General features: G+C 67.4%; 23 protein-coding genes. 12 read left to right on the top strand and 11 right to left on the bottom strand.

Features of this window, described 5'->3' with window-relative positions; genetic code table 11:
- Position 1: 1 nt before the first annotated feature.
- Both EPL03_RS00850 and EPL03_RS00845 read right to left on the bottom strand, forming a co-directional pair.
- Positions 2-1,027: an ABC transporter permease gene (locus tag EPL03_RS00850; protein ID WP_135827443.1), complete on the bottom strand. Its 1,026-nt coding sequence runs from the start codon at positions 1,025-1,027 to the stop codon at positions 2-4.
- Positions 1,028-1,145: 118 nt separating this feature from the next.
- Positions 1,146-3,071: an ABC transporter substrate-binding protein gene (locus EPL03_RS00845; protein WP_135827442.1), complete on the bottom strand. Its 1,926-nt coding sequence runs from the start codon at positions 3,069-3,071 to the stop codon at positions 1,146-1,148.
- A gap of 139 nt (positions 3,072-3,210) precedes the next feature.
- Here EPL03_RS00845 and EPL03_RS00840 point away from each other — a divergent pair, with 139 nt between their 5' ends.
- From EPL03_RS00840 to twy1, 3 genes are all read left to right on the top strand, one after another.
- On the top strand, positions 3,211-3,687 hold the full coding sequence (locus tag EPL03_RS00840) for a DUF7529 family protein (protein ID WP_135827441.1): 477 nt from the start codon (positions 3,211-3,213) through the stop codon (positions 3,685-3,687).
- On the top strand, positions 3,684-4,613 hold the full coding sequence (locus tag EPL03_RS00835) for a metallophosphoesterase family protein (protein ID WP_135827440.1): 930 nt from the start codon (positions 3,684-3,686) through the stop codon (positions 4,611-4,613). The genes EPL03_RS00840 and EPL03_RS00835 overlap by 4 nt, the downstream gene beginning before the upstream one ends.
- A 100-nt stretch (positions 4,614-4,713) precedes the next feature.
- Positions 4,714-5,691, top strand: a complete 978-nt coding sequence (twy1, locus tag EPL03_RS00830; RefSeq protein ID WP_135827439.1) for a 4-demethylwyosine synthase TYW1 — start codon at positions 4,714-4,716, stop codon at positions 5,689-5,691.
- On the opposite strand, the gene EPL03_RS00825 is transcribed toward twy1, so the two are convergent.
- The gene (locus EPL03_RS00825) at positions 5,692-6,345 is read right to left on the bottom strand and encodes a hypothetical protein (protein ID WP_244605175.1); all 654 of its coding nucleotides are present in this window, start codon (positions 6,343-6,345) and stop codon (positions 5,692-5,694) included. It abuts the gene before it with no gap.
- A 115-nt stretch (positions 6,346-6,460) separates the two neighbouring features.
- On the opposite strand from EPL03_RS00825, the gene EPL03_RS00820 reads away from it, so the two are divergent.
- On the top strand, positions 6,461-7,246 hold the full coding sequence (locus EPL03_RS00820) for a hypothetical protein (protein ID WP_135827438.1): 786 nt from the start codon (positions 6,461-6,463) through the stop codon (positions 7,244-7,246).
- A 17-nt stretch (positions 7,247-7,263) separates the two neighbouring features.
- On the opposite strand, the gene EPL03_RS00815 is transcribed toward EPL03_RS00820, so the two are convergent.
- Complete coding sequence (locus tag EPL03_RS00815; protein ID WP_135827437.1) at positions 7,264-8,487, bottom strand: ABC transporter substrate-binding protein; 1,224 nt, start codon at positions 8,485-8,487, stop codon at positions 7,264-7,266.
- Positions 8,488-8,546: 59 nt separating this feature from the next.
- On the bottom strand, positions 8,547-9,440 hold the full coding sequence (locus EPL03_RS00810) for an FAD-dependent oxidoreductase (RefSeq protein ID WP_135827436.1): 894 nt from the start codon (positions 9,438-9,440) through the stop codon (positions 8,547-8,549).
- A gap of 126 nt (positions 9,441-9,566) precedes the next feature.
- Between EPL03_RS00810 and EPL03_RS00805 the strand changes: the two genes are divergently transcribed.
- The gene (locus EPL03_RS00805) at positions 9,567-10,274 is read left to right on the top strand and encodes a DUF120 domain-containing protein (protein ID WP_135827435.1); all 708 of its coding nucleotides are present in this window, start codon (positions 9,567-9,569) and stop codon (positions 10,272-10,274) included.
- A complete protein-coding gene (gene ribB / locus EPL03_RS00800; RefSeq protein ID WP_135827434.1) occupies positions 10,271-10,927 on the top strand; it encodes a 3,4-dihydroxy-2-butanone-4-phosphate synthase in 657 nt (218 codons plus the stop codon). The genes EPL03_RS00805 and ribB overlap by 4 nt, the downstream gene beginning before the upstream one ends.
- A 449-nt stretch (positions 10,928-11,376) precedes the next feature.
- Here ribB and EPL03_RS00795 read toward each other — a convergent pair whose 3' ends face one another.
- Positions 11,377-11,712 (bottom strand): hypothetical protein, encoded by a 336-nt coding sequence (locus EPL03_RS00795; RefSeq protein ID WP_135827433.1) that lies wholly within the window; start codon positions 11,710-11,712, stop codon positions 11,377-11,379.
- A gap of 52 nt (positions 11,713-11,764) precedes the next feature.
- Between EPL03_RS00795 and EPL03_RS00790 the strand changes: the two genes are divergently transcribed.
- Positions 11,765-12,700 (top strand): branched-chain amino acid transaminase, encoded by a 936-nt coding sequence (locus EPL03_RS00790; RefSeq protein WP_135827432.1) that lies wholly within the window; start codon positions 11,765-11,767, stop codon positions 12,698-12,700.
- Between the two features lie 124 nt (positions 12,701-12,824).
- Here EPL03_RS00790 and EPL03_RS00785 read toward each other — a convergent pair whose 3' ends face one another.
- The 3 genes from EPL03_RS00785 to EPL03_RS00775 all read right to left on the bottom strand — a co-directional run bounded on the left by EPL03_RS00785 (position 12,825) and on the right by EPL03_RS00775 (position 14,924).
- On the bottom strand, positions 12,825-13,292 hold the full coding sequence (locus tag EPL03_RS00785) for a GNAT family N-acetyltransferase (RefSeq protein WP_135827431.1): 468 nt from the start codon (positions 13,290-13,292) through the stop codon (positions 12,825-12,827).
- A gap of 132 nt (positions 13,293-13,424) precedes the next feature.
- Positions 13,425-14,036, bottom strand: coding sequence for a DUF502 domain-containing protein (locus EPL03_RS00780; protein ID WP_135827430.1), 612 nt, complete (start codon positions 14,034-14,036; stop codon positions 13,425-13,427).
- Between the two features lie 51 nt (positions 14,037-14,087).
- On the bottom strand, positions 14,088-14,924 hold the full coding sequence (locus EPL03_RS00775; RefSeq protein ID WP_135827429.1) for a proline dehydrogenase family protein: 837 nt from the start codon (positions 14,922-14,924) through the stop codon (positions 14,088-14,090).
- Between the two features lie 163 nt (positions 14,925-15,087).
- On the opposite strand from EPL03_RS00775, the gene EPL03_RS00770 reads away from it, so the two are divergent.
- The 5 genes from EPL03_RS00770 to EPL03_RS00750 all read left to right on the top strand — a co-directional run bounded on the left by EPL03_RS00770 (position 15,088) and on the right by EPL03_RS00750 (position 19,294).
- Complete coding sequence (locus tag EPL03_RS00770) at positions 15,088-15,633, top strand: CDP-2,3-bis-(O-geranylgeranyl)-sn-glycerol synthase (RefSeq protein WP_135827428.1); 546 nt, start codon at positions 15,088-15,090, stop codon at positions 15,631-15,633.
- Between the two features lie 158 nt (positions 15,634-15,791).
- The gene (locus tag EPL03_RS00765) at positions 15,792-16,175 is read left to right on the top strand and encodes a winged helix-turn-helix transcriptional regulator (protein ID WP_135827427.1); all 384 of its coding nucleotides are present in this window, start codon (positions 15,792-15,794) and stop codon (positions 16,173-16,175) included.
- Between the two features lie 71 nt (positions 16,176-16,246).
- Positions 16,247-16,792 (top strand): orotate phosphoribosyltransferase, encoded by a 546-nt coding sequence (gene pyrE, locus EPL03_RS00760; RefSeq protein WP_135827426.1) that lies wholly within the window; start codon positions 16,247-16,249, stop codon positions 16,790-16,792.
- Positions 16,793-16,957: 165 nt separating this feature from the next.
- The gene (locus EPL03_RS00755) at positions 16,958-17,674 is read left to right on the top strand and encodes a phosphoribosyltransferase family protein (RefSeq protein ID WP_135827425.1); all 717 of its coding nucleotides are present in this window, start codon (positions 16,958-16,960) and stop codon (positions 17,672-17,674) included.
- Positions 17,675-17,818: 144 nt separating this feature from the next.
- Entirely contained in the window at positions 17,819-19,294 is a 1,476-nt protein-coding gene (locus EPL03_RS00750; protein ID WP_135827424.1) for an NCS2 family permease, read from the top strand.
- Positions 19,295-19,330: 36 nt separating this feature from the next.
- Here EPL03_RS00750 and EPL03_RS00745 read toward each other — a convergent pair whose 3' ends face one another.
- Both EPL03_RS00745 and EPL03_RS00740 read right to left on the bottom strand, forming a co-directional pair.
- Positions 19,331-19,774, bottom strand: coding sequence for a hypothetical protein (locus tag EPL03_RS00745; protein ID WP_135827423.1), 444 nt, complete (start codon positions 19,772-19,774; stop codon positions 19,331-19,333).
- A 5-nt stretch (positions 19,775-19,779) separates the two neighbouring features.
- Positions 19,780-20,283, bottom strand: a complete 504-nt coding sequence (locus tag EPL03_RS00740) for a DUF7342 family protein (RefSeq protein WP_210424877.1) — start codon at positions 20,281-20,283, stop codon at positions 19,780-19,782.
- Positions 20,284-20,316 lie beyond the last annotated feature (33 nt).

Genomic DNA, 20,316 nt, shown 5'->3' with positions numbered 1-20,316 from the left:
CTCAGGCCCCCTCCAGCGCGACCCGCGGGTCGATTACGGTGTACAGCACGTCCTGAACGAGGTTGATAGCGACGATCATGAGGATGAAGACGTACATCAGCGTCCCGACCAGCGGCAGGTCGCCCTGGATGGCCGCCTGATAGAACAGGTAGCCGATGCCGTTGATGCCGAACACGGTCTCGACCAGCACCGACCCGCCGATGAGCAGGAACGCCTCGCTGGTGATGATGGGGACGAGCGGGACGAGCGCGTTCCGGAGGACGTGCTTCCAGACGAGCATCCGGTCGGAGACGCCCTTCGCCCTGGCGAGGTCGACGTAGTTCTCGTTGCGCACCTCGAGGACCGCGGTGCGGCCGATGCGCATCTCGTTGCCCATCGACGCCGAGCCGAGGACGATTGCCGCCGGCAGCACCTTCTTGGTCGCGGCGAGGAACCCGCCGACGGTGTCGAGGCGCGAGAGGTCGGGACTGCCCGAGATGGAGTCGATGGTCACGAGGAACGTCTCCCAGGAGAACGAGACCCCGAACACCGTCGGCGACGCGCTCAGCAGGGCCAGCAGCATGATGGCGAGCCAGAAGTTCGGCATCGCCCGCCAGACGATGCCGCCCATCGACGCGGTGTAGTCCGCGAGGCTGTTCGAGCGCATCCCCGCGTAGAACCCGAGCGGGACGCCGACCAGCACCGCGATGAGGACCGACCAGAACCCCAGCCAGAGGGTGCGGGGCAGGAACTCGAGGATGAGCGCGTTGACGTTCGAGCCCTGATAGAGGAGGAACGTCTGGCCCAGGTCGAAGGTGAGGAGGTCGGTCATCCACGTCACGTAGTGTTCGAGCGGCGGCTGGTTCAGCCCGAGCTGGTGCTGGGCGGCCTCGTAGGCGTCGGTGTTGCGGGTCTGTCCTTCGCTCAGCAACCGCGAGGCGGGGTCGATGGGTCCCATGAAGATGACGAACCACGTCATCGAGGTCCCCAGCCACACCACCGGTACCATCATCAACAGCCGCTTCGCGAGGTATGCGAGTCTGCTCACGGTATCACACCCGCTTCGCCCCCGGAACGGTGCGAGCGCCTCGGCGCGATCGGCGGCCGGGCTCGCGTCGTCTCGTGTTCATCGTTGTCCTGAGAGAGTCAGCCACGGCTGGGGTCGGTTACCGGTCCAGCGTGACGTCGTTGAACGTCTGGTTCTCCATGACGCCGTACATCTCCACGTCCACGTAGTCGTGCCAGAAGCGCTGGCTCGCGGTGTGGACGGTCGGCAGCTCCTGGACCGACGCCCAGTTTATCTCCTCGACGGTCTGGAAGGCCTCGTTGCGCGACGCCTGGGTGGCGTCCTCGGCCGCGTAGTTGTTCTCCCACGCCTCGCGAGCTATCTCCCGGTACTCCTCGGTGTGGTAGCTGTCCTCCGCGCCCCAGCGCGTGAACTGGTTGCTGGGGTTCTGGCCGTGGAGGAATCGGAGGAAGTTCTGCGGACCCGGGTACTCCATCCCGTCGCCGAGACCGAACACCTCCATGTCGCCCGAGATGGCCCGGCTGATGATGGTGCCGAACTCGGCCTCCTCGATTTCGAGGTCGATGTACGCCGACCGGAGCTTCGACTGCATCCGGCCGAACACCTGCTCGTAGCCGCTGTCGCCCGTGATGGTCGTCCCGGTCACCGAGTAGCGGTCGTTCTCGCCGTAGCCGGCCTCCTCCATGACCGCGCGGGCGTCGTCGAGGCGCGTCTCGCCGTAGCCGTACGGGTAGCCGTCGGCACCGAACTCGGTGGTCGACTGGTAGCCCTCCTCGGCGTGGCGGTCGTACGACTCCTCGCCGGAGACGCCGTCCTCGAACGTCGGGTACGGGGCCGGCGGCGTGATGTGGTAGCCCGCCTTCGCGGTCCCCTTGTACACGTTCTCGGCGATGTCGTGCTGGTTCATCGCGTAGGCGAACGCGCGCCGGACCGGCAACGGGACTTCGAGCGCGTTGAAGACGAGGTACTCGGTCGACAGCGAGGGAATCTCGCCGTAGTTGACCGTCGTGCCGTCGTCGAAGGTGTAGGTCCCGACGCCCCCGGTGCCGCTGTCGTCCTCGATCTCGACGTTGTCCGGGACGAACGACGCCGTGGGCATCCCTTCGAGGATGTCGGCGTTCTCGTTCCGGAAGCGGCTGAGGCGGGTGTTCCCGCTGCCGACCACGGTGTAGGTGATGCCGTCGAGTTGCGGTCCCTCGCCGTAGTAGTCGTCGAAGGCGGTGAGGTGAATCTGGTCGCCCTTCGTCCACGAGTCGACTTCGAAGGGGCCGAGCCCCGCGTACGTCGGGCCGTCGCCGGCCGTGCTGAAGAACTCGTTGTACTCGTACTCGCCGTCGTAGCCCTCGACGTCGCCGACCGCGCCCTCGGGGAGGACGGCGAACGCGCCGCCGGCGATCTGGAAGAGGGTGTACTCGAACGGCTGTCTGAGCGTCATCTCGAAGGTGTAGTCGTCGACGGCCTCGACCGCGAGGCTGCCGGGCACGTAGTCTTCGAGCGTCTCCTCGTCGGTGGGTTCGGTCCGCGAGGCGTCCTTCTCGTGGTCGATGGTCATCGTCTGCCCGATGATGTCGTCGCGGTTCCGGGAGTTCTCGGACCCGGCGAGCCGCCGGTAGGAGTAGACGACGTCGTGGGCGGTGAACTCCGAGCCGTCGTGGAAGGTGACGCCCTCGCGCAGGTCGAAGGTGTACGTGAGCCCGTCGTCGGACATCGAGTAGTCCTCGGCGAGCGCGCCAACCGGCGGGTAGTTGCCGTTGTCGAACTCCATCAGCGACTGGCCGTACTGGTCGTAGCCCGCGCCCGACCCCTTCGCGTTGATGGGGTCGAGCGTCTGGATGGAGCCGGTCGCCAGCATCTGGAGGACGCTCTCGCCGTCGGTCTCGGACCCCTCGTCCGTCGCTTCGGTCTCGGGGTCGTCCGTGCTTCCGGACGTCTCTCCGGACGAGTCCGACTCCTCGGTGGTGGTCGCGGTCTCGTCGGGGGCGTTCCCGGTGCATCCCGCAACGGCGGTCACCGCACCGACGCCGGTCGCGGTGAGGAATTGTCGTCGGGTTTTCTTTTCGGCCATCGGACCAGTTGTTCGCCCCGACCCATATTACCCCTTATAATAGCACGCAATACCATATCGGTGGGAAATCACCGGTACGTACACCTACATAGTGAAATGTTAAGAACTTCTTTACGTTCGGAACAGCCAGATACGAGCGATGGCCGACAGCACTCGACGGACTCGAAACGGGTGGGCTCGCACGTTGGCGGCCGCCAGCGAGATGGAGACCGACCTGCGCGAGGACGGGTACGACGTCGTGACCGTCCGCGCGGGCCACGTCGAACCGGAGCTCCCTCGCCACGGCGACACCGACGAAGTCGGGCTCGTCTACGTCGCGCAGGGCGACGTCGCCGACCCGCTCGGTGCGGCGGTCGAGCGCGGGTCGTTCGACAGCTATCGCGTCTTCAGCCGACGGTCGGGGTCGGACCTGTACGCCCTGACGCGGGTGACCGACGCGGACCGCCGGCAGGCGGTGTTGCTCGTCGGGGCCGTCGACCTCGCGCGGGGCGAATCGCTCGCGTCGGCCGCTCGCTCGCGCGGGGCGATGCACTCGCACGTCCACCTGCTCGACGGGACGCGGGTCGCGTCGTTCGTCCACGACGACCCGACCGCGTTCTTCCCGGAGGAAACATGACCGGCCCCGCGTTCGGCCGGCTCGACCGCCCGACCGCCGACGCCACGCGGTTCGCGGTCGTGGCCGACCCGCACGTCTCGACCCGCGCGGAAGGGACCTCGAAGCTGTTCGAGCACACGCGCGACCACTTCGAGGCGGCGCTCGAGGACATCTCGGACCGGAACGTCGACGCGGTGCTCTCCCCGGGCGACCTGACCAAGGACGGCGAGCCGTGGAACTACGAGGCGGTCGACGACGCGCTCGACCGTCTCGACGCGCCGTTCTACGCGGTTCCGGGCAACCACGACGTGGCGAAAGACGGGGACGACCACGACGCCCTCGCGGTCACCGAGTTCGCGGACCGATACGGTGCCGGGGAGTTCCCGTACCGGGTTCGGGTCGGCGACGTCGACGTCGTCGGGGTGAACACGGCCGGGACCGCCGACCGGCTGTTCGGGACCCACGGCGGTCGCGTCGACGCCGCCCAACGCGACCGCGTGGCCGAACTCCTCGACGGCGCGCGGAATCCGGTCGTCGTCGCACACCACAACCTCCCGGCGGTCAGCGACCAGTTGGACCGCCACCGCGAGGCGGTCGAGCCGGAGATGACGGCCGTGCCGGGGCTGCGCGACCCCGGCCCGTTCGCCGAGACGCTGGCGGCGGGCGGCGCGTCGGTCGTGTTCACCGGCCACTACCACCTGCCCGCGTTCGGCGAGTACCGGGACGTCCGCGAGGTGGCGACGCCGACGACCTGCTCGTTCCCGCAGTCGTACCTGCTGTGCGACGTGACCGACGAGGGGCTCGCGATTCGGCTGGTGCCGGTCGCCGACGACGTCGGCCTGGAGACCGCCCACGCCAAGCGGGCGACCGACTCGGTGACGGCCCGCGGGCTCACGACCATCGCATCGGCCCGCCTCGCCGCGATGCCGCTCGTGGACGAGCACTGACCCGGCCGGGAGCCGACCGGGCGGGTCGACTCGTTCGGGGCGAGCGCGCGGTCGGACCGGAGGAAAGAACGTTTCAGCCTCGGTCGCCATCTGTTCGCCAATGAGCGACTCGGACGGCCCGAAGCAGGTGGACGCGCCGGCGTACCACCACGAGAACCACACCGCCGCCCAGACCTGCGGGTGGACCGCCAACGCCATGCGCGGGGAGGGCAAGTGCTACAAGAACGTCTTCTACGGCATCGAGTCCCATCGGTGCATCCAGATGACGCCGGTGGTCAAGTGCAACGAGCGCTGCGTCTTCTGCTGGCGCGACCACGCCGGCCACGCCTACGAGCTGGGCGACGTCGAGTGGGACGACCCCGCGGCGGTCGTCGACGCCAGCATCGACCTCCAGCGGAAACTCCTGTCGGGGTTCGGGGGCAACGACGAGGTGCCCCGCGAGCGCTTCGAGGAGTCGATGGAGCCCCGCCACGTCGCCATCAGCCTGGACGGCGAGCCGACGCTGTACCCCTATCTGCCGGAACTCATCGAGGCGTTCCACGACCGGGACATCACCACGTTCCTCGTCTCGAACGGCACCCGGCCCGAGGTACTGGCCGAGTGCGACCCGACCCAGCTGTACGTCAGCGTCGACGCCCCCGAGCGCCACACCTTCGACGAGGTCGTCAAGGCCATGGAGGACGACGCGTGGGAGAAACTGGTCGAGACGATGGACGTGCTCGCGGGGAAAGACGAGACTCGGACCGTCCTCCGGACGACGCTCGTGGGCGGCGAGAACGTCCACCATCCCGACTGGTACGCGGGCTTCTACCGGCGCGCGGACCCCGACTTCGTGGAACTGAAATCGTACATGCACGTCGGCGAATCCCGCGACCGGGTGGCCCGCGAGTCGATGCTCGACCACGAGGACGTGCGGGAGTTTGCGGAGGCGATACGGGCCCACATGCCCGACCACGAGTACCTGAAGGAGGTGCCGGTCTCGCGGGTCGCCCTGCTGTCGAAGACCGACGAGACGTGGGTGCCGAAATTAGAGAAGGACAGCACGTTCTGGAGCCGGGACCCGGTTACGGGGGACTGATTAGCTTTCGGCTGGTTCTTTCTCGGCGTCTCCTTCGGATTTCTCTACCAGACGGTATTCCTTGCCTCCGATTTCGACATCAGCAACGTCGTCCTGTCCCTGCGACGTAAGGAATGCCAGCGCTTCCGTGATTTCTAGTAGTTCGTCTGCGGTCTCCTCACTCTCAGCCACCGCCCGAACGTGGGTTTCTAACGGTGAAGTCCCGGAACTATCGCTAGAGAGAGCATCAGAAACGGTATCGGGAAGCTCTGGTCTAGGAGCATCCTCGTGGCGCTCGATTTTCTCCGACTTTCGAGTGTTTTTGTACAACGCTCGGGCCACGGGAACGCCACGAAGGTAGTTGTACTTGTCAAGAACTTCGATACCGTGTTCAGTGAACCCGTAGAACTTCGAGGGTAGGTCGCGCTTTCCCTCACTCGGTTCGTAGCGATAGAGACCGAGAATATCTGCCTCGATAAGATTGTCGAGTTGGTCGCTGATGGCGGCCTTGCTCTTCGGAATCATGTAATCCAACTCGTCGAGCGACGCGAGGTGTTCCGGATGACCGAGAACGTACTGGATGACGAGGTGGCGCGTCTCCTGCGAGAGCAGGTCGAAGATGCGCCGTTGCTCCTCGAACGGACCGGACCCACTTCTCGACGAGCTATCGCTCATGGGGAATGCTTCGATGGGGCGAGCAATAACACTTTGGGTCAACCAATATGGTTTCTCGTAGAATATCCAAATAAGTCAGAAATATATAAACAGGTGCAACACGAGTCGAAAACCAATGGCGGACCCAGCGATACCACCCAATGCGGACGAAATCGAGGCCGCCGTAGACGAAGCCCTCCACGGTCTCGAACTAGAACCCGACGAGACTGCCGAGATTCTGGGATTCGCAAACGACGAACTCCCCCATCTACAGACCCCGGAGACGTGCTACTTCGTCCTCGGAAGCTATCGGGACCCGTACGTCCGTCGCCTCCGGACGGTCGAGAACGAATTGAACAGGCGGCTCAGCGCCTACGCCTTCGTGATGGGCGACCTCCGGGAGATCGGACTCGACCGACTCCCGGAGTTCAGAATCCGATTCCATCTGCTCGCGGCGTACGCGGATTTCGTCGTCGGCGTGTACGAGCAGGACGCAGGTGGAGAAGTAACCGAACTCGGGAAGATCAGCGAGACGCCGTACTTCGACAAATCGTACGCACTCCCGAGGGACTACTGCTGGATGACGGGAGAGAACTTCGACGGGAAACCGGACGTCGTCGCTGCCGCGATGGACATCTACCACAGCGACGACCTCGACGATGACGAGACGGACGAGCGACTCGAATCGCTGATAACGGACGCGCAGGAGAACGGAATCGACGTTTCGAAGGGCGAACTCGTCGACGCGGTCCGCGAACGAGCTGACGACGACGTCGCGTCGTACAGTTGGGTCCATCTCAACGAGTTCCGACTGTTCGAGCTACACGACCGGTGTCGACCGTGGGTGGAGGAGTCCGAACTGCGTGACGCAGTCGGAGTAGTTCCGGAGCCGAGTACCCATCCCGACTGGGAAACCGAATAGAATCTCGCCGCGACGCCTCAAACCGACTCCCCAGTGACGATGTCCGCCACCCGGTCGCGGTCGAACAGCCGTTCGTCCGCGGGAATCTCCGGATACGGCTCGCCCTCCTCGTGGCCCGGCCACTCGCCGAACCGGTCGGGGTAGAGCTGCTTCGCGCCCATCTCAAGCTGGAACAGGTTCATCAGCGGCCCCTGATACCGCATCCCGGCGGAGTACACGCGGTCGTTCTGGACCGCAGCGAGGTTCCGCCCCGCGGGATGGTCTTCGAGCGACGCTCGGGCGTCGGCCGTGCTGTAGGACGGCGTCATGCCCCAGAGGTGGAGGACGACGTCCGGGTCGGCTTCGAGCATCGCCTCGTAGTCGACGGTTCCCCAGAGGCCCTCCCAGTCCGCGTCGGCGAACGCGTCGCGCGCGCCCAGCGGCCGGGTGTCGGCCAGCCAGTAGCCCGGCTCGTTGAGGTGGTAGGTCCAGAACGCGTCGCCGTCGCCCGAGAGCGTGACCCGCACCGCGGTCGGGCGCTCGTCCTCGGGCGGGCGGTCGGACTGTATCGTCGAGACGAGGTCGTCGTGGACCGCCGCGAGCGCCTCGTAGCGGTCGCGCTCGTCGAACACCCCGGCGACCCTGCCGAACAGCTCCCAGAGGTCGTAGTACTCGTAGTCCTCGTACTCGGCGGGCGGCGACGCCCGCGTTCCGCTGTAGAAGTTGCCGAACCACGGCGCGAGCTGCGTGGCGACGTCGTCGACGTCCGACCGACTCCAGTTGTCCTGGGTCGTGACCCACGCGGGGTCGGCGAGGTGGACGTCGCTGTCGAGGTCGTAGAGGAGCTCCTTCGAGAGGCCGACGTCGAGCGGGTCGTCGAGGCCCTCCCAGTCGAACGAGACGCCGTCGAGGCGGTGGTAGTAGCGGTTCATCGTCGTCCCGGACATCTCGGGCACGTACAGCGCGTTGATGGCGTCGCCGTGGCCCAGCGCCACCGCCATGTCGGCGTACTGGGGGTAGATGGTGAACGCGCTCTCGGGGACGCCCTCGAACTCGACCTCGCCCATCGGCGACATCGCGACCGAGTGGGTGTCGCCGCCCCCTGTGTCGCCCGAGTCGGTCGTCGTCCCATCGGCTCCCGACTCCACGAACAACTGGTCGCCCATGCAGCCCGCCAGCAGACCGGTGGCGACGGCCGACCCCCCGTAGGTCAGGTAGTCGCGTCGCGTCGGGTCGCCGCGCCGGTCTTCGATGCCAACCATGTATTTTAGGCCCGCCTAAACAAATTTAGTTCTTTCCTCTCGACGCCGCCGGCGAGCCGTCACTCCGCGCCGAGGTACCCCCGAATCCGCTCGTCGTCCATTGCGTCGAGAATCCGTTCGGGCCCCAGCGTCTCGACGAGTCGTTCGAGGCCGCGTTCCGCGCGCTCCTCGACCGCCGACTCGGTGAGGTACGCGTCGAAGCGGCGGTCGACGTCGGCCTCCCGGAGGTCCGCGAGGCGGTCCTCGGAGACGGGGTGGTCCTCGGGTACCTGCGCGTCGAACCACTCCCGCCAGCGGTCGCGGTCGCCCCACTCGCCGTCGAGTTCGGCGGCACGGCGACGCCAGTCCCAGTGGTCGGCGAGCGCGTCGGGATACCCCTGCTCGCGTCGATAGTCCGCGAGCAGGGTACGAGCGACCCGAGCACCGTGGCCCGCCGAGACGACCGCCTGTGCGTTCAGTTCCCCGGCGGGCGCGGCGACGTAGAGCCCCTCGACCGGGGTTTGGCCGCCCGCGTCGGCGTAGTCGGGGTCGAATCGCTCGCGCTCCTCGTCGCCGTGGTCCGAGGTCTCGAACATCGCGCCCTCGTCGAGCGGGCGCAGGTACGGCGCGGCCTCGCGCGTGGCCGCGACGACGCGGGTCGCGGTGACGCGCCGGCCGTCCTGGGTCTCGACCGCGAACGCCGAGTCGGAGTCGCCTCGGGCGACCGACGCGACCAGTTCGGACGCGAGCGCACAGCCGGCCTCGGCGACGTGTTCGTGGAGCAGGTCGTAGAACGTCTCCACGTCGACGCCCGCCGGAAAGCCGGGGTAGTTCTCCAGAAACGCACACCGGCGAAGCGACGAGGGACCTCGGTCGAACACGACGACGTCGAGACCGTACCGCGCCGCGAAGACGCCGGCAGCACAGCCCGCGGGGCCGCCGCCGACGACCGCGACGTCGTAGTCGGATTCCATGTTTTTAGGCTTGCCTAAAGCATTATAGTCGTTCCGGACGCCGCGCGGCGACAGGAGCGTAGTTCCAATTGTGGGAACCGTACCGCTTCCGTTATCCTTAAACCGCGCGCGGCCCGAATATCCCCCATGTCAGCAACGAGGCCGCGCGCGGTCGGGTACGACGAACTCGCCGCGCTCAAACTTCTCGCGCTCGACGGGGGGCTGGACGGCGAGGTCAAGGTCTCCTGTTCGGCGCTCGCCGAGCGCCTCGACGCCTCGAACCAGACCGCCTCGCGGCGGCTTCAGGGCCTCGACGACGCGGGGCTCGTCGAGCGCCAGATGGTCAGCGACGGCCAGTGGGTCTCGATAACCGAGGACGGCGAGTGGGCGCTCAAGCGGGAGTACGAGGACTACCGGCGCATCTTCGAGACGCCCGCGGGCGTGGACCTGACCGGCATCGTCACCAGCGGAATGGGCGAGGGTCGCCACTACATCTCCCTGCCGGGCTACATGGCCCAGTTCGAGGACCGACTGGGCTACGAGCCGTTCCTCGGCACGCTCAACGTCGAGTTGACCGACGAGAGCGTCCGCGCCCGGTCGGCGATGGGGGCGCTGGACCCGGTGGCAATCGACGGCTGGGAGGACGACGACCGGACCTACGGCCCGGCGGTCTGCTACCCCGCCGTCGTGGAGACGCAGGACGGCGCGGTGTACGAGGGAGCCCACACCATCGCGCCCGAGCGCACCCACCACGACGACGACCAGTTGGAGGTCATCGCGCCGGTGAAGCTCCGCGAGGAGCTCGGGCTCGAAGACGGCGACCGCGTCACCGTCCACGTCGAGGAGGACGCATGAGCCAGGCCGCTGCGGGCGTCGACGCCGCCGTCTCGGCGTTCCGCGAGGGGTCGCCGGTGCTGGTCCACGACGCCGCCGACCGCGAGGGCGAGACCGACCTGATATACCCGGCGGGTGCGGTCGAACCGGAGGACGTCTCGCGGATGCGCAACGACGCGGGCGGACTCGTCTGCCTCGCGCTCGCCGACGAGGTGGCCGACGCGTTCGGCCTGCCGTTTCTGGAGGACGCGCTCGACCACCCGGCCGCCGGGGACCACGAACTGGGGTACGACGAGCGGTCGTCGTTCTCGCTCCCGGTGAACCACCGCGACACCTACACCGGAATCACCGACGAGGACCGCGCGACGACCATCACGAAGCTGGCCGAAGCCGCCGCGAATCCCGAGGGCGTCGAGTTCGCCGAGGAGTTCCGCGCGCCGGGCCACGTCCACCTCCTGCGTGCCGCGCCGAACCTCGTGGGCGACCGCGAGGGCCACACCGAACTCGGCATCGCGCTGGCCGCGGCCGCCGGCATAGAGCCGGCCGTGGTGGTCTGTGAGATGCTCGACGACGAGACGGGCGAGGCGCTCGCGCCCGAGGACGCGAAGGCGTACGCCGAGCGCCACGGACTCGCGTATCTGGAGGGGTCGGACGTCGTGGAGCGACTGGGATAGCTGTCAGCGAGGCCACTCCGGGAAGGACGCGGCCATCTTCGTCGGAGTCGGCTGTCACGGGGGAGCGTTCAGAGACGCAGTTCGATCTCCATCACGCGGCCCTGCGCCCGACCGACGCGCACTGACTCGGTTTTCCACGGTGGCGCGCGCTGGCGCGGCGCGTTCATGCGCCGCGCCAACTGCGCGAGGGAGGGGCGCTCTCGTGCGCCCCGAGGCTGGGGAGGTGTGAGGCCCGCCGTCGCGGTGCGGGTGCGGGTGCGGGTGCGGTGCGGGGGCAGTGCGGGTGCGGGGCTGTGCGGTTGGCCTCGGTGGACTGAAAGGGCGAGGCGCGGTCACGCGAGCGAAGCGAGTGTGACCTCGGAAGTCACAGCCCGCGCAGCGAAGCGAGCAGGACTGTCTTCCGGCGCTCGCGTTCGCGTGGTCGTCTCAGCGACCCCTATTCGACGCAACTACGTCCGTCGAATATGTCGCTGAGCGACCGCGAGCGCGCCGAGGGCTTTCGGGAATGTGTTTGCGGTTCCAGCATTGTCAGAGAGCGCGCCGAGGGCTTTCGGGAATGTGTTTGCGGTTCCAGCATTGTCAGAGAGCGCGCCGAGGGCTTTCGAGGAGTTGTTGGTGTCATAGTCGTTGACGAGCGCGCCGAGGGCTTTCGAGGATGTGTTTGCAGTTCTGTTGTCGCAGTGCGCGCTGAGGGCTTTCGAGGCCAAGTTTGCAGTTCTCGTGTCTGAGAGCGCGCCGAGGGCGTACGAGAATCCCGCTATCGACCCCGCGTACCGGAACGCCATCCTGTCACGAAGCGTCAAGACTCATTACGGAGGCCTCCGAACGTCCGAGCGTATGAGCTTCGACGAGATGGACGTGGACACGATATGGATGGACGGGGAGTTCGTCGACTGGGACGACGCACAGGTCCACGTCCTCACTCACGGCCTGCACTACGGAACGGGCGTGTTCGAGGGCGTGCGGTGTTACGACACCGAGAACGGGGCGGCCATCTTCCGGTGGGACGAACACCTCGACCGGCTGTACGACTCCGCCAAGCCCTACGACCTCGACATCGACTACGAGCCCGAGGAACTGACCGAGGCGACGCTGGAACTCATCCGCCGGCAGGACCTCGCCTCGTGTTACGTCCGGCCGATCGCGTTCTACGGCTACGACAGCCTCGGCGTGAGTCCGGGCGACTGCCCGACCCGAACCGCCGTCGCGGCGTGGCCCTGGGGCACGTACCTGGGCGAGGAGGCGCTCGAAAACGGCGTCGAGGTGATGGTGTCGTCGTGGCGCAAGCACTCCTCCAGCCAGATTCCGACCAACGCCAAGACCACCGGACTGTACGTCAACAGCATGCTCGCGGGCGAGGAGGCCCGCCGGAACGGCTTCGCCGAGGCCATCGTGCTCAACAAGGAGGGCAACGTGGCCGAGGGACCGGGCGAGAACCTCTTCCTCGTGCGCGACGACGAGATATACACGCCCGGGCTGGCCGAGAGCATCCTCGACGGCATCACGCGCCAGTCGGTCATCACGCTGGCCGAGGAGCTGGGCTACGAGGTCCACGACCAAGCGACCATCTCGCGGGGCGAACTCAACACCGCCGACGAACTGTTCTTCTCGGGGTCGGCGGCCGAAATCACGCCCATCCGGCAGGTCGACAACGTCGAGATCGGCAACGGCGGCCGGGGGCCGGTCACCGAGGAGCTCCAGTCGCGGTTCTTCGACGTGGTGAACCGCCGGACCGACGACCACGACGAGTGGTTCACGTACGTCGAGGCGTAGCGGGCGTCCGTCGGGAGCCCTGGTTGGGCTCTGAATCGACGCGAGCGGGGCGTTTCGAGGAGGACGGAGCGGAGACGAAATCAGATAGCGTACCCGTTCGCCTGCACCGAACGCGTATCCCGGTTCATTCCAGTGGTTGTGCGTAGTCGACCTGTTTCGGTCGAAAGCCCGTTTCGCGGTAGAACCGGCGCGCGCCCTCGTTTTCCCACTCGCAGGCGACCGTGACGTGGTCACAGTCCCGCTCGCGGGCCAGCGCTTTCACGCGCTCGACGACTTCCGTGCCGTGGCCCTCATTCCGGTGGCCGTCGTCGATGGCGAGGTCGACGATGCGGAGGGACTGAGAATACGTCCGGGACGGGTGGTGGTCCTCGCGGAGCGTGAGATAGCCGATCGTCTCGCCGTCGTTGACGACGAGGTAGTTGGTCGCGTCCGGGTCGTCCAGGAGGGCGCGGAAGCCGTCCTCGGGGACCTCGTCGGCCCCTGTGTAGACGAGTTCGTTCAGGTCGGAGTACTCCTCCATCGCTTTCGCGAGGGCGTACCAGCGGTCGACGAGCGCGTCAAGGTCGTCAAGGGTGGCTTCGACGAGTTCCATACAGCGCGTCTCGGACGCCCGGTCTTCAAACTACGCCGGGTGTGCCGAGGCCAATCACGCTGCTAGACGTGAGGCCTGCTGACACGCGAGACGACTTCTCTCTATCTGAGCGGACTCGAACGCGGAGAGGGACTACTTCACGGGCGGCGACTCGGCCTCCCGCTCGTCCTCCACGTCGATGGGGATGCCGGTCTCGGCGGTCTCGCCGAAGCCGGCGCTCAGCACGCGGGTCAGCGCGTCCTCGACGGTCTCGTTGGTCTCCTCGAAGTCGCTGGGTTCCATCTCGACGACGAACCCGGTGGTGATGTTGGGCGCGGTCGGCAAAAAGAGGAGTTCGCGGCCGTCGTCGGTCGTCTTGCCGGTCTTGAACGCGGTCATCCGCATCCCGTCCCACGCCTCGACCTTGACCGGGGCCTGGAGGTCGGTCGTGTCCGAGAGCGCGGTCTCGGCCGCCATCTTCGAGGCGTTGTACACGACCCGGAGGCCGGGCAGGTGGTTCATCACGTTGTCGATGGCACCCTCCACGAGCGTCCCCACGGCGGTCCGCATCATGTAGCCGACGCTGAGGACGAGCATCCAGAACACGACCAGCACCGTCAGCACCCGGAGGGGCTGTGGCTGGATGTCCTGGAGGAGCGGGATGCCAGCGAGGGCCAGATACAGCCACCCGATGATGTACGCCGAGACCACGAGCGGGAGGATGACGATGAGGCCGCTCGCGACGTCGCGCTTCCACGAGGCCATTTGTGGGAACAACCGACCGCAGGATTATAAACTAGATGCTATCCGGCGACGCTACCGGCCGAGGACCGCACGGAGCGCGAACGTCAGGTTCTGCTTGCGCTCCATCACCCGCCGGTAGAAGTACGACAGCCACTTGTCGCCGTACGGGACGTACTGGTAGACCTCGTACTCCTCTGCGAGGTCGAACTGGGCGTCGTCGCGCACGCCCATCAGCATCTGGACCTCGAAGTCGGTGCCGTACTCGTCGTGGAGTTCTCGCGCGCGCTCTATCATCGCGGGGTCGTGGCTCCCGACCGCGATGCCGCCGTCGAACTGCTCGAACATGTATTCGAGTTGCTCCCGGTAGGCCTCGTCGACCGCGGCCTTCTCCGAGAGGCCGACGTCGCTCGGCGGGTCGTACGCGCCTTTCACGAGGCGGACCTTGCCGGGGAGGTCGGCGAGGCGTTCGAGGTCCTCGGGGGTGCGCTCGAGGTTGGCCTGCACGCAGACGCCGACCCCGCCGCCGTGTTCGACCGCGAGCCGCTCGAAGGCGTCGAGCGTGGCGTCGGTCGTGGTGTGGTCCTCCATGTCGACCCAGACGAACACGTCGCGGTCGGCCCCGTGCGCCGCGATGCGCTCGGCGTTCTCGCGGAACACCTCCACGCCCGCGTCGAGCCCGATCTGGGAGGGTTTGACCGAGATGCAGGCCTCGACGTCGCTGTCGGCGATGTCCTCGACCAGCCGGAGGTACGCCTCGGCGTCCTCGTCGGCTGGCAGGCGGTCCTCGTAGTGCTCGCCGAGCAGGTTGAGGATGGCCGTCACGTCCCGGTCGTTCAGGCTGCGGGCGTGGTCGAGCGCCTCGGCCGGCGTCTCCCCGGCGACGAACCGACTGGCGATGGGCGGTATCATTTGTCGGAGGATTTCTCCCGGCAGACCTTTAAACTGGGCTATTCGTTCCGGTCCGGGTACCGAATCCCGCGAATCGCCCGCGACCCGGCCGACGCGCAGGAAACGAGCGCGGGAGACGCCCGGAACCGTCCGGGTTAAGGCCCCGGCGTTCGCCTACTCCGACATGAGCGTCTTCGAGACCGTCGCAATCGCGCTGTGGGCGATGTTGCCGGCCTACGTGCCGAACAACGCCGCCGTGCTGGCGGGGGGCGGCCGGCCAATCGACGGCGGCCGGACGTGGAACGGCAAGCGGGTGCTGGGCGACGGCAAGACGTGGCGGGGCACGGCCGCCGGAATCCTGGCCGGTGCAGCGCTGGCGCTGGCGCTGAACGCGGTCGCGCCGAGCGCCTCCGAACTGGTCGGCGTCGACCTGCCCGCCTTCCCCCTCGCGGCGGCGCTCGCGCTCTCGGCGGGCGCGATGGCCGGCGACGTGGCGGCCTCGTTCCTCAAGCGCCGGACCGGCCGCGAGCGCGGGGCCGCGTTCCCCGGGCTCGACCAGCTCGACTTCGTCGCGTTCGCGCTCCTGTTCGCGTTCGCGGCCGCGCCGGCGTGGACCGGCGACGTGTTCACCCTCCCGGTGCTGGCGGTCGTCTTCGTGGCGACCCCGCTGTTGCATCTGGCGACCAACGGCGTCGCCTATCAGTTGGGGCTGAAGGACGAGCCGTGGTGACGCGACTGTCGGGTCACGTCCCGGTCGCGGCGGGGAGTTTCGGTCATCTGGTCACGCGAGCCTCGACTGTCTCTCGAACACCAGCTTTCGTTACGTAACCTACTTCGTACCGGAACCTATTTGCGTACTCGCCGACAATACGTCGAGCGACAACACCGATGTCGTCCACAACGTCGCAAAACGAGACCCCAGAGGAGAAGAACGCCGACGCCTGCCCGGTGGTCGAGGCCATCGAGCAGATCGGCTCCGAGTGGCGGCTGGTCGTGCTCAACGACCTGCAGGACGGCGAGAAGCGGTTCAACGAGCTCCAGCGCTCGACCGGGTCGAGTTCCCGGACGCTCTCGCGGGTCCTCGACGACCTCGAAGCCGCCGGGCTGGTGAACCGCCGGGTCGAGGACCGGCCCATCGCGACCTACTACAGCCTGACCGACAAGAGCCGGGACCTCTGCCCGGTGTTCGAGGAACTCGAGTCGTGGGCCGACGACTGGCTCGACGCGCCGGCCGCGGCCGGCCGGCCCGACGCGGCGACTGCGGACGACTGAGGCGGCTCGCGGACCCCGCCCCGCGCGTCGAACGGAACCGCTTTTGACGCGGGGCGTCTCGACTCACGACGATGAGCGACACCACCACCGAGAGCCTCGTCGCGGCGCTCCGGGACGCCGACGCGGTGCGGTACGGCGAGTTCGAGCTCTCGCACGGCGGCACCAGCGACTACTACGTGGACAAGTACCTGTTCGAGACCGACCCCCGATGCCTGGAACTGGTCGCCGAGGCGTTCGCGGCCCGCCTCGACGCCACCGGCGCGGGCGAGACCAAACTCGCGGGCGTCGCGCTCGGCGCGGTCCCCCTGGTCTCGGTTACGAGCGTCGAGACCGGCGCGCCGTACGTCATCGTCCGCAAACAGCAGAAGGAGTACGGCACGGCCAACCTCGTCGAGGGCCGCCTCGACGAGGGCGAGGCGGTCGTCGTCCTCGAAGACGTCGCCACCACCGGCCAGAGCGCTGTCGACGCCGTGCAGGCGCTTCGGGACGCGGGCGCGACCGTCGAGCGCGTACTCGTGGTGGTCGACCGCGAGGAGGGCGCGGCCGAGAAGCTGGCCGACCACGAGGTGGAGCTGGAGTCGCTGCTGACGGCCACCGAACTGCTCGACGCGGCGTGACGGCTCGTCCTCGGGGCGCGCCCGGTCGCGTCGCCGCCGGATGACCACGGTCGCACAATCCACCAACGGGGGCGTCGCGCGGTCGCCGAACGCGGCGGCGAGCGGATTCAAACCGCGCTACGAACTTTCGAGATATTCAAGTTCGTGGAATGTATCGGCGGGAGCATGAACCGCGCAGAGAAGGCGACCCTCCAGCTACAGGCGGTCGCCGTCCTCCGGATGCTCAAGGAGACCCGGACCTACGACGAACTCGCGGCGGTGACCGGACTCCCGTCCGGCGACCTCAACCGGTACGTCAACGGCCACGTCCTGCCGAGCGTCGACCGCGCCCGCGCGGTCGTCGACGGCGTGGGTCGCGAGGAACTCGCCGCCGAACTCGAGTCGCGCGTCACCCGCGACGAGGAGGGGTACGTCGACAACTCCGAGGTCGTCTTCGACCAGTCGTTCCTCGACCTCGTGGCCCCGGTCGCGGCCGAGTCGCTCGACTTCGACCGCCCCGACGTGGTGTTGACCGCCGCGACCGACGGCATCACGCTCGGCGCGGCGATGGCCGACTACTTCGACGCCCGCGTGGCCTACGCCAAGAAGTCCAAGGAGACCGCCGTCGAGGAGTTCATCGAGTCGCGCCAGCGGTTGGCCTCGGGCATCGAACTCACCTACTACCTGCCCGCGTCGGCGATCGACCCCGGCGAGTCGGTGCTTGTCGTCGACGACCTCATCCGGTCGGGCGAGACCCAGGAACTCCTGCTCGACATCGTCGACCGCGCCGACGCCGAGGTGGTCGGGGTGTTCGCGCTCATCGCGGCGGGCGAGCGCGGCCTCGACCGCGCCGAGGGGCTGACCGACGCGCCGGTCGGCGCGCTGACGACGTTCGAGGAGTGAGTCGCGCCGCGAGCTATCCACGTCCGAGGGCTATCGGCTGCTATTCCGGAGCGAACTCGAAGAGATATACACAATTGCGTACGTCTGTCCACGAGCCATGAGAATACTTAAGTGCCTTTTGGCGGATACGCTCACTCGTGCATCATGGGGTCTAGCGACACCAACGACGGCGGCTCCGCGGCGGGCGGCCTCGCGGAGTACTTCGACTTCGAGGCGCACGGCACGGACCTCCGAACCGAGGTTCTGGCGGGACTGACCACGTTCCTGACGATGAGTTACATCGTCGTGGTCAACCCGACCATCCTCGCGGCGGCCATCCAGCCCGACGGCATCGGCCCGGACCGGACCGTCCAGATGATAGCGGTCGTCACCATCCTGTCGGCGGCGGTCGCGACGCTGGTGATGGCGCTGTACGCCAAGCGCCCGTTCGCGCAAGCGCCGGGACTCGGGCTGAACGCCTTCTTCGCGTTCACCGTGGTCCTCGGGCTCGGCATCGACTGGCAGGTCGCGCTGGCGGCCGTCGTGGTCGAGGGCGTCGTCTTCCTCGCGCTCACGCTCGTCGGCGCGCGCACGTACATCATCGAACTGTTCCCCGAGCCGGTCAAACTCGCGGTCGGCGCGGGCATCGGGCTCTTCCTCGCCATCATCGGACTCGAGGAGATGCGGGTGGTCGCGGGCGACGGCTCGACGTTCGTCACCTTCAACCCCGTGTTCGCTTCGGACCCGGTCGCCGTAATCTCGGTCGTCGGACTGCTCGTGACGCTGGCGCTGTACGCCCGGGGCATCCGAGGCTCCATCGTGCTGGGCATCGTCGCCACCTCGCTGATGGGGTATGCGGCCTCCGCGCTGGGCTACTCGGCGTATCCTTACGACTCGCCCGCGCTCGAAGAGATGGGCGTGAGCCTGCTCGAGGTCCCGCTGGTACCCGACGCGCCCGTCACCTACGACGCCGCGAGCTACAACGTCGCGCCGCTGGCCGGGGCGTTCCTCGACGGACTCCGGAGCGTCGAGCCGTTCTCGTTCGCGCTCGTCGTGTTCACGTTCTTCTTCGTGGACTTCTTCGACACCGCCGGGACGCTCACCGGCGTCTCGCAGGCCGCGGGCTTCCTCGACGACGACGGCAACCTCCCCGACATCGAGAAGCCGCTGCTGGCCGACGCGGTCGGCACCACGGTCGGCGGAATGCTGGGCACCTCGACGGTCACGACGTACGTCGAGTCCGCCACGGGCGTCGACGAGGGCGGCCGCACCGGGATGACCGCGCTGGTGGTCGCGTTGCTGTTTCTGGCGTCGCTGGCGCTCGTCCCGCTGGCGGTCGCGATACCCACCTACGCCTCCCACGTCGTACTCGTCGTGGTCGGCATCATCATGCTGTCGAACGTGGCCGAAATCGCGTGGGACGACCTCACCTACTCGATTCCGGCCGGACTCACCATCTTCGTGATGCCGTTCACCTACTCCATCGCGTACGGCATCGCGGCCGGCATCGTCTCCTATCCGGTCGTCAAGCTGGCGGCGGGCGAACGCGAGGACACCCGGCCCGGCCACTGGGTGCTGGCGGCCGCGTTCGTGCTCTACTTCGTCGTCCGGACCGGCGGCGTGCTGCAGGGCGCGGTCTAAGACAGTCGATTCTCGCCTTCGGTCGAACGACTCGACTCAATCGTTCCTCGCAAGCTCCGGAATCCGCTCCTCGAACAGTCTATCGAGTGCCGTCCAGAGAATCTCGGTTGGAATCGTCTTCTCGAATCGAGCGGGCTCGTGGTCTCGCTCGTCCCTCGCGGGATGGTCGTACTGGAAGTGGACCGCCCCGAGGTCAGGGTGGTCCTCGTCGCGGTGCCAACCGCAGTTGAATCCAGTGTTCGAGTCGGCGTAGTGGATGCGATAGTAGGGTTCGTCGCCGACGAATCGCCACTCTACGTCGAGCGTCGGCGATTCCGGCCCGGTCGGCGGTTCGACGTGACTCGGGGCGACCTGCGCTCGAAGGAACTGCCTGACGATGCCGTCGGGTTCGTACGCGACGGTCGTGACGAGGGGATATCGTCGTAACACGTCCTTCAGTCCCTCGTAGACCGAACTGTCGGTGGTTCCGGGAAGACCCATCGTCGTTACGCTCGGGGGGCGTCGCGCTCGGTGGCCCAGTCGTACTCGTTGAGCGCCGCCCGGACGACGGGGATGCGGTCGGCGAGATGCTCCCACTCGCTGGCGGCCTCGCGCCGCTCCGAACGCTCCTCGGCGTCTTCGAAGTCGGCGATGCTCGCCCGGAGTTCGCCCGGCGTCTCGACGCCGTACGACGCTTTCCACCCGGAAATCTTCCGTCGCATCGATTCGAGGGAGTCGGTGAGTTGCTCGCGGTCGTGTTCGCGCTGGAGAGCGGCGACTTCCCGGTAGGTCGCCATGAGCTGGTCGACGCAGTAGAGCGTCTGGTCGCCCTGCTCGACCGTCCGCAGGACGTCGTCTTCGACGAGTTGGTCGAGATACTTTTGGGCCGTCTTCACCGAAACGTCGGTTTCGTCGGCGACCCACGAGGCGGTGCGGGGCGTCCGAATCGTACGCGCGGCGGCGCGAATCCGCTCTCCACGCGTCATCGAAGCGCGAGCATCGTCGGGCATGCTCGTGTGTTCGCCCTACTCGAACATATATCC

Source organism: Halorussus halobius, assembly GCF_004765805.1.
Taxonomy (GTDB): Archaea; Halobacteriota; Halobacteria; order Halobacteriales; family Haladaptataceae; genus Halorussus; species Halorussus halobius.
Note: the sequence above shows the minus strand (reverse complement) of the source record. Positions and strands in the feature narration are given on the sequence as shown.